At 64.5% G+C, this 5,921-nt stretch carries 6 protein-coding genes; all 6 read right to left on the bottom strand.

The features are described 5' to 3' along the window. Nucleotides 1–170: 170 nt before the first annotated feature. Nucleotides 171–1,190, bottom strand: a complete 1,020-nt coding sequence (locus Q0654_RS11245; protein ID WP_298853842.1) for a hypothetical protein — start codon at nucleotides 1,188–1,190, stop codon at nucleotides 171–173. A 3-nt stretch (nucleotides 1,191–1,193) separates the two neighbouring features. Further along, nucleotides 1,194–2,843 (bottom strand): PAAR-like domain-containing protein, encoded by a 1,650-nt coding sequence (locus tag Q0654_RS11240; protein WP_298853840.1) that lies wholly within the window; start codon nucleotides 2,841–2,843, stop codon nucleotides 1,194–1,196. Next, a complete protein-coding gene (locus Q0654_RS11235) occupies nucleotides 2,843–3,889 on the bottom strand; it encodes a hypothetical protein (RefSeq protein ID WP_298853838.1) in 1,047 nt (348 codons plus the stop codon). Before Q0654_RS11235 ends, Q0654_RS11240 begins: the two co-directional genes overlap by 1 nt. After that, nucleotides 3,886–5,004 carry a DUF2169 domain-containing protein gene (locus Q0654_RS11230; protein WP_298853837.1) on the bottom strand — a complete coding sequence of 373 codons (1,119 nt, stop codon included), beginning with the start codon at nucleotides 5,002–5,004 and terminating at the stop codon, nucleotides 3,886–3,888. The genes Q0654_RS11235 and Q0654_RS11230 overlap by 4 nt, the downstream gene beginning before the upstream one ends. Before the next feature lie 8 nt (nucleotides 5,005–5,012). Then, nucleotides 5,013–5,531 (bottom strand): DUF6484 domain-containing protein, encoded by a 519-nt coding sequence (locus Q0654_RS11225; protein WP_298853835.1) that lies wholly within the window; start codon nucleotides 5,529–5,531, stop codon nucleotides 5,013–5,015. Further along, a partial coding sequence (locus Q0654_RS11220) for a hypothetical protein (RefSeq protein WP_298853834.1) occupies nucleotides 5,528–5,921 on the bottom strand: 394 nt, incomplete at its 5' end. The genes Q0654_RS11225 and Q0654_RS11220, both read right to left, overlap by 4 nt.

Here is a 5,921-nt window from a genome sequence, read left to right as displayed (position 1 = left end):
CGAGGTGGGCGTCGAGCTGGCTGTCGATTTCGTGCAGGTGGGCGGCGCGGTGGTTAGGTGCGCTCCACGCGCGCTCGCGTCGCTGCCAAGTGAAGGCGAGTTCTTCGGTGTGGTGGGCGATTACCAGTGGAACCCCAACCGCGCTTCTCGCGGAAACTGCGACCTCAATGTCAATCACGCTCGGTGCTCGCGCGTGAGTAAGGCCATACCAGCTCATGCCAGTCTTCACCGTCGAAGGCGTGCACGGTGCCCGGCCCGGCCACCACCAGAATGTCGTCCAAAGCGTCCATGTGGCCGGAGTGGACCACCGGCTGGCCCTTCCACTCTGCGCGCCGGCGCCTGGTGCCATCCCAGACATGCAGCTGATAGTCCGAGCACAGCCAAAGCTGGCCCTTGAACCAGACGCTGTCGTTGTACTCGATGCCGTGCTCGGCCTTGTCGACAAGCTTCCACGTGTCGTGGGTGCCGGCCCAGATCGAGCCATCCAGCGACGTGATGTAGGCTGTGCCATCGGGCGCAACGGTGACGGTGTGGAGCGGGTTATTGCTGGGGAAGTCGCAGCGCGTCCAGCGGTTGCCGTCGAAGTGGAAAACTTCACCGCGGCCGCCTACGGCGTAGAGGTTGTCATGCGACAGGCCGTCGATGTCTTCGAAGCCAACGGCAGAGAGGTTCTTCTCTTCATGGGGCTGCAGCTCAAGTCCAGCGCTCAGCTCAATCCAGCCGTCTACCTCAACGCGCTTGAATATGCGGCGAAATCTTGAGACTGCATATGCCCAGCCTCGAACTCGCTTGAGTTTCTGGATAGATACAATATCGCCGTTCTTGATCGGGCTATGTACATATTCACTACCCTCTCGGCCTGATCCTACTGCATAGACCTGGCCTTTGGGATTGCGATTTGATATCAATGCTTGACGCATTGGGTATTGGCATGATCCAGCTTTGGGGAAGGCGAATCCTTCAAATTCAAGCCCACCCCGTTCGCCATTCGTGAATATATAGGAGAGTCGTGTCGGGTAATCGTGATCCCAACCCCGCCCAACATCCTTTGGATCGATATGTTTGCGTGTCACGACGCACATTCGATCGCTCGCCACGAGCGCGATGTCCACAATTTGCCAGCCTTCAAAAGTGTCGCGCCACTTTTCTTCTGGCAGTCGAACGAAATTGCTGTTGTTTGGTGATGTCATTGATTAAATTCCTGGTCCGCCCGGAGTTGGTCTCGCCGGTTTTCCATCAGTCCCGACCATTCGTACCCTTGCATTCCCCGGGCAGCGAATCTGCTTGTAGTAGGCCTCCAGCTGGGCCCGCGTGCATTGTGGATCACAACCGGAGGCGAGGAATGCCAGCGTGTGCGACTCCACCGCAGCGTCGATGCCATCGTCGAGGCTGAGCGTTCCATCTGGAGCGATTTTCTGTGCCTTGTCCTTGTTTTCAAGGGCGGTGGCCAGCGCAGAGTGCGCTCTTCGATGACTGCCGAAAAACTGACTGTACCCCTCGACGCACACCGTTGGCGCTCTGTCGTAGTCGTAATTGGCGCAGCCGGTGTGGCTGATCATCGCGTCTGACAGCAGGTGATGGCCAGTCTGTCCAGGGCAGCAGCCCCGACCGCCCGCTGTTTCATTGCCTACGCCTGGGTGCGTTCGATCCACCTGCGTTCGCTTGGGTACCAGATTGCACTTTCTGGCCCGGGTGCAGGCGTTTGCGGTTGCCATGGCGTCCTGTAGGTCCGCAAGGAAGGTGTTGGCGCGTTCAGTGTCAATGGTGCCGTCAGGTTTGGTGTATCTGGCAAGGGGGTCCAACTCGTTGAGTGCACCCTTCATCCTCTCCAGTTCGCCTGAAAGCGCATCGTAGAGCGCTTTGCCGTCCATGGCCAGAAGGGCTGCCTCATAGGCGTTGTAGGCGGAATGGGCGATTGCAAGCACGCCCCCTGCTTTGGCGCCAACCGCAGCTCCGGGGATTGCGCCTGCGCCAGCGGCCCAAACGCCGATTCCGGCACCGATCAGCGCGCCGCCCCCGACATAGAGACCGCTTCTGATCTTTGACCACACCGCCTGCTCGACCAGCGCCGCGCCGCCCCGGGCCAGCAGCTCTCCGCCGTATTCCGAAAGAAGCGTATCAAGCCCATCACGGGCGGCATCTATCTTCTCGCGCGCCGCTTTGGCTTGTTCCAGAAACTGCTTGGCGTTGGTTTCGTTTAAGCGCCCAGCGCTGAATTGAAGGAAATCACAGTGATCCCTGCGCCAGTCCTTGTTGTACTCAGGTTCGGGCGTTCCGCTGAATGGATTCCAGGATTTCTTCTTGGGAGGCGCTGGTCTGTTGGGGTCGGGCTTGGGTGCGCACGCCTTGTTGATGCGGGCTTCAGTTTTCTCGCAGGGCTTTCGATCGGCCGCGATCGAAAGATAGGGAAACAACCCCGTGTTTCCCGGATTCTTGTGGTTGTGACTCACCAAATCCAGATGCCGCGTCACCGCCCGCCCTTCGACCTTGACGTTGGGCGACCAGGTCTGGAAGAAGCAACGGCCCTTCACCGCGCCGGAAATGATTCCCTTGGCCAGCTTTTTCGTTGCAGCGTCGTCGCCCTCGCTGACCGAGAAATAGCTGTGGTTCTCCAGCGCGATCTCCTTGCCGAGGATGAAGACCGTGCGGCTGCCGTTGGTGATGTCGCTGGCGTGGCAGCTGTTGGGGTAGGGAATCGGTACGCCGGGCGGAAAGGGTTTGATCGGCGTCGGTGACGCTGTGGCAGGAGGGGTGTGGCAGACGTCAGGAAAGGCATGCTTCGAGCTGCCGTCCGCGGATTTCGAGGCGATCTCGTTGCTGTTGGCATAGACGTGCGTAGCCATCAGGCGGCTCCGGCGTAGGCGGCGATGGCGCCGCGCAGGGTGTGTGAGGAGGACAGCTGGATCAGCACCTTGGGCCCGGGCATGCGCTGGCGCTTCGCCAGCTGCCAGGCCAGCGCCAGCATCAGCGGCCCGAAGGCGCAGCCGACGTGGCCGGTCGAGGCCGCCGGAAAGATCCGCCCGTGGCCGGGTGGCTGTGAGGCGCGCAGCACGCGCGCCCAGGCGCTGGACAGCTCTTCGGCGAAGAAACTCTCGCCGGCCATGTCGCTCAGCCGCAGGTGGATCTCATGCGCCTGCCAGCCGCTTTCGTTCAGCGCCTGACGCGTGGCCTGCGCCAGGCCCTTGCCGTGACAGGGCTCGTCCGAGAGCAGGGTGGCGGCCTCTTCGGCGACGCCGACGCCGCGGATGTGCAAGGGCGCCTGTTCCCCATCGCCACCGATCAGGAGCGCGGCGGCGGCTTCGCCCGGCACGAAGCCGCTGCTGACTTCGGTATCGAGCAGGCGCTGATGCGCAAGCGCGTGTGCGATATCGCTGCCGCGCAGCCAGGAGTCGGAGGCAGCGATCAGAACGTAGGGCGCGCCCTGTGCGAGGAACTCACGCGCGGCCTGCAGGGCGTCGACGCAGGCGGCCTCACCGCCGGTAAAGGCCTGCAGATGCAGGCGATCGGCCGACTCAAACAGGGGGCCTATCGCGCGCTGGCAGAGATGCGCCGCATCGACCAGCGGGGCCGGGCGGGTGTCATCACCGAGGAACAGCAGCGGCACGCGGGCAGGCAGCGGCGATCGGACGCTCGCGGATTCGATCGCCTCGCGCACCGCCCACCCCAGCGCCGTGCCGAGCTTGGTGGCGCCGCCCACGCGCGCACCGGACTCGCTCAGGCCCAGCGACATCGCAGCGCCGGGCAGCGGCTCGCCGCGGTGGCCTTGAAAGTAGGTGTCCTGGAAGTTGTCCAAGCCCGCCCGAATCGCCGCCGCCGTCGCCGGCAGCGAATTGCCTACCGAGGTGACCGCGCCGGCACCGAGCACGGCGAGCTTCATCGGTGTGCTCATGCGACCACGATCTCCCCGACCGGGGCCTGGTCTTCGTCCTTGGTTTCCTTGCCGCCGCAGCCGCAGTCGTTGGTGCCGAGCACGCGGGCCTGCCACCAGCGTTTGCACAGGCTGCCGGCGGCCAGCGCATCGACCTCGGCCAGGCTGCGCTTGAGCGGATGGCGGGCACGCCAGACCACGGTGAAGAGCTCGGCGTCGAGATCGAAGCTCAGCGTGTCGACCACGGGTTGGAGCTTGTGCACCTTGCGGTGTTGGTCGAGCACCACCATCGACAGCTTGAGCTGCGGCAGAACGAAGCGCAGTTCACGCCGGCTGCGGTGCAAATTGACGAAGGCGACTTCCTCGCCGCCTTTCGGATAGTCGATCTGCTGCTCGATCGGCGCGGCCTGGAAGAAGCGCGGATCGAAGTCCTCGGGCAGCAGTGGAAACACCTCGTCGATCCAGCGCTGGTCGTAGGTGCCGCCGTACTCGACGCGGCCGGCCCAGCTGCGGCCGATAGGGCCGAAGCTGATCGGACGATAGCGCTCGCGCGGGTTGTCGATGGGCGTGCCGGGCTGCTCCAGGTTGGGCACTGGCGTATCGACCAGCGAAGCATCGCCCGGCGCGCCGCCGAAGCCGCAGCCGATCGGGTTGGCGGCATAGGGCTGGGGCAGGCCCTCGTGCACGCGGGTGCCGCCGAAGGCGCGGCTGTAGCTGATCGGCATCGACACGAAAGGCTCGGGCTCGGAAGGCTGCAGCCCCAGCAGGCCGCGCCGCCAGTGGCGATTGCCGACCACGCGCGCGGTGCGCACACAGCGGCCGACGCGAAAGCCGACGTCGAGCTGCTTGACTGGCTGGCCGCCTGGCGCATGTGCCGCCGCATGCACGAGCACATCGCAGCGCGGTTTGAACCAGGCGTGGTCGGCCTCGAAGATCAGCCCGCTCTCGCCGGGCTCGCCTTCGAACACATCGGCATTGAGCAGGGGCAGCTGCGGATCCGCGAGGCGCGGGTACTGCTTGCCCTCGGGGGGAATGCGGTAGGTGGCCTTGGCTTGGGCGACCAGGAAGCGCTTGCCCTGGGCGTCGGTGCCCATGTGGGCGTCGAGCACGAAGCGGCTGCCGTTGATGATCTCCATGGCGGCTCCTAGTTGAGTTTGACCGAGGCGCCGCGGATGCGGTTGAGCCCCGTGGCGTGGCTGACCAGGGTGCTGCCGCGCAGCTCGATGCGGCCGTCGGCGCTCATGCGGAAGCTGGCCTCGCCGCAGTGCAGTTCGATGGCATGACGCGCGTGCAGGTGCAGCTCGCCATCTGCGGTGTGCCGCGCCTGCTCGATGTCGCCCTGCAGGCTGAGCACCGGGTGCTGCAGCAGGCCGAGGACCAGCGGAGCACGCGGGTCGCCGTTCTCGAACAACAGAGCGCACTGCTGTCCCCGGTGTTCGGTGCCGATGGTGCACAGGCTGCGCGCGGGCACGGCCTCGGCGGCACTGCCGGGAATCGCCACACAGGGCAGGCCCTGGTCGTTGATGTGCGAGATGAAGCCGATGACCACGCCTGTGGGACCCGTCGCGGGGGACTTCGCCGCCAGCGCCGGGGTCGGTGCTGGGGGCTCCAGCTCCACTGGCAGGGCCGCAGACTTTGCGTCCTCATCGTGCGCGCGGCTCATGGGTTGTGCTCGATGGTCTTGGCTTCGATCAGGATCTCGCCATTGGCGCGCGCCTCGATGCTCTCGCCGCTGATCGTGATGGTGCCGTCCTTCAGCAGCTGGATGCGGCTGTCGCCGACTTGCAGCACGATCTTCTCCTCGTCCATCAGCAGGCTGGAGGCGCCGCCGGCGCTGACCGCGAACTCCTTGCCTGCCGACACGCTGTGCGACTTCATCGTCTTGTCGAAGCGGTTCATGCCGACGATGGTGTTCATCATCATTCCGACATTGAGGCTATAGGCCCCGCCGACATTGACCATCTTGCCGAGGCCCACGTTCTGCATCGAGGCCATGCCGATGGTTTCGGTCTTGAACTTGCCGACCTTGATCGACCAGCTCTTGCCGATCCTG

Source organism: uncultured Aquimonas sp., assembly GCF_937888285.1.
In the GTDB taxonomy this organism is placed as follows: domain Bacteria; phylum Pseudomonadota; class Gammaproteobacteria; order Xanthomonadales; family Xanthomonadaceae; genus Aquimonas.
Note: the sequence above shows the minus strand (reverse complement) of the source record. Positions and strands in the feature narration are given on the sequence as shown.

Excerpts from the sequence above, each read along its gene's own strand:
- Q0654_RS11225 (WP_298853835.1), bottom strand. The coding sequence starts at position 5,531 with ATGAGCCGCGCGCACGATGAGGACGCAAAGTCTGCGGCCCTGCCAGTG.
- Q0654_RS11235 (WP_298853838.1), bottom strand. The coding sequence starts at position 3,889 with ATGAGCACACCGATGAAGCTCGCCGTGCTCGGTGCCGGCGCGGTCACC.
- Q0654_RS11230 (WP_298853837.1), bottom strand. The coding sequence starts at position 5,004 with ATGGAGATCATCAACGGCAGCCGCTTCGTGCTCGACGCCCACATGGGC.
- Q0654_RS11240 (WP_298853840.1), bottom strand. The coding sequence starts at position 2,843 with ATGGCTACGCACGTCTATGCCAACAGCAACGAGATCGCCTCGAAATCC.
- Q0654_RS11245 (WP_298853842.1), bottom strand. The coding sequence starts at position 1,190 with ATGACATCACCAAACAACAGCAATTTCGTTCGACTGCCAGAAGAAAAG.